Below are 1,991 nucleotides of genomic sequence, written 5' to 3'. Positions count from 1 at the left end.
CATCGCCAGGTTGGCGCGGCCCCGGTCCAGCGACCAGCCGGCCGCGGCTGCCGGCCGGCTGCCGTCCGGGTGGACACCGAGGACGCTGCCATCGGCCGCGCACTCGACCTGCGGCCCGGCGCCGGAGTCCACGTCCTTGGCGGCGCGCTTGACCAGCCCGCGGTTGGCGAGCGCGGCGAGGGTGTCCGGGGTGAGGGCGAGCAGGTCCGCCCGCGGCGGCGCGTCGGGGGGCGTGTTCAACGGCCCACCTTCTCGGCGACGAACTCGGCGAGCCGGCCGGGCGTCATCGCGCCGACGTGGGCGCCCGCCTCGGCCAGCCGGCCGGCGAGGGCGCGGTCGTAGACCGGGTCGGCCTCCTCGTCCAGCGCGGCCAGGCCGAGCACGGTGGCGCCCTGCTCGACCAGGCCGCGGACGGTGCGGACCAGCCGGTACGGGTCGCCGCCCTCGTAGAAGTCGGAGACGACCGCGACGATGCTGCGCCGCGGGTTGTCCACCAGGCCGGCGGCGTAGTCGACGGCGCGGGCGATGTCGGTGCCGCCGCCGAGCTGGACCCGCATCAGCAGCTCGACCGGGTCGGTGACGTCGGCGGTCAGGTCCACCACCGCGGTGTCGAAGGCGATCAGGTGGGTGCGCAGGCCCGGCAGGTTCCACAGGCAGGCGGCGGTGACGGCGGAGTGGATCACCGAGCCGACCATCGAACCCGACTGGTCCACCAGCAGGATCAGCTGCCACTGCTCCAGGTGCCGCCGGGTGCGCGCGTGGAACAGCGGCCGCTCGATCAGCACGCGGCGCTGCTCCGGCTGGTAGTGCGCCAGGTTGGCCCGGACCGTCCCCCGGAAGTCGAAGTCGCGGGCCAGCGGCAGCCGGCTGGGGCGGCGCGAGCGGGCGCCGGTGAAGGCGCGGCGCAGCTCCGGCCGGAGCCGCTCCATCAGCTCGCGGACCACCGTCTCCACGATGCGCCGGGCGAGGGCGAGCACCTGGGGGTTCATCAGGTGTTTGGTGCGCAGCACGGCGCGGAGCAGGGTGGCGTTCGGTTCGACCCGGGCGAGCACCTCGGGGTCGGTGACGATCTCGGTGATCTCGTACCGCTCGACGGCGTCCCGCTCCAGCCGCTCGACGGTCTCCTTGGGGAAGAGCCGGTGGACGTCGTCCAGCCAGTCCACCGGGGTGAGCACGGACGCGCCGTCGCCGCCGGTCCGGCCCCCCGCCGGGGCGCCGGTCGGGCCGCGCCGGACGCCGCGCCGTTCGAGGTCAATGTCGCGGCCGTAGAGCCATTCGAGCGCCGCGTCCCGGGCGGCGGCCTCCGCGCCGAGCGGGCCGGTGGCGCGTTCGGCGGGGGCGCCCAGGATCAGCCGCCAGCGTTCCAGCCCGGCGTCGGGGGCGCCGTCGGCGGCGGAGTCGGTGGCGGCGGGGCGGTCGGTGTGGTCGATGTGGTCGGTGCCGGTCATGGCGTGCCCGGTCCGGTCCGCAGGCCGTACCGGTCGAGCAGTCGGTGCACGTTCTCCTCCAGGGTGCGGGCGCGGGCGAGGTCCAGCGGGTCGGCCGGGGTGCGCAGCAGCGCGCGGGCCGAGCCGCGCCGGCCGCGCCGGTCGAGCAGGCGCTCCGCGATGCGTTCGCGCTCGCGGGGCGGGAAGAAGGCGAAGGCCTGGCGCAGGGCGGGCAGTCCGGTCACGAAGTCGCCGTCGGTCATGGCGGTGACGATGTCGTCCAGCGCGTCGAGCAGGGAGGGGCCGGTGCCTTCGTCCGGTCCGGTGCCGCCGTCCCGGTCCTCGTCCGGTGCGGTGCCGTCGTTCCGGTCCTCGTCCGGTGCGGCGCCGCCGCCGGTCAGCTCGTCGCGGGCCAGCGCGAAGAGGCCGGCCAGCCAGTCGCCGAGCTCCTGGGGGTCCGCGCCGGCCAGCGACCGTGCCCGGCCGACCGCCTCGGCGCCGCCGGCACCGAGCGACCAGCGCAGCCCGAGTGCGGCTCCGCGCAGGTCGGCGGGCGCCGCGGGG

At 77.0% G+C, this 1,991-nt stretch carries 2 protein-coding genes and 1 pseudogene; all 3 read right to left on the bottom strand.

Annotation, left to right across the window (positions count from 1 at the left end; genetic code table 11):
* Positions 1 to 240 (bottom strand): annotated as a pseudogene (locus tag ABZ885_RS40075) (hypothetical protein); the annotation flags it as partial.
* The gene (locus ABZ885_RS40070; RefSeq protein ID WP_360199973.1) at positions 237 to 1,448 is read right to left on the bottom strand and encodes a VWA domain-containing protein; all 1,212 of its coding nucleotides are present in this window, start codon (positions 1,446 to 1,448) and stop codon (positions 237 to 239) included. The gene ABZ885_RS40070 and the pseudogene ABZ885_RS40075, both read right to left, overlap by 4 nt.
* The coding region (locus ABZ885_RS40065) for a DUF5682 family protein (RefSeq protein WP_360199971.1) at positions 1,445 to 1,991 on the bottom strand (547 nt) is incomplete at its 5' end. The genes ABZ885_RS40065 and ABZ885_RS40070, both read right to left, overlap by 4 nt.

Origin of the sequence: Kitasatospora sp. NPDC047058, assembly GCF_040643935.1 — a bacterium.
Classification (GTDB): Bacteria; Actinomycetota; Actinomycetes; order Streptomycetales; family Streptomycetaceae; genus Kitasatospora.
Note: the sequence above shows the minus strand (reverse complement) of the source record. Positions and strands in the feature narration are given on the sequence as shown.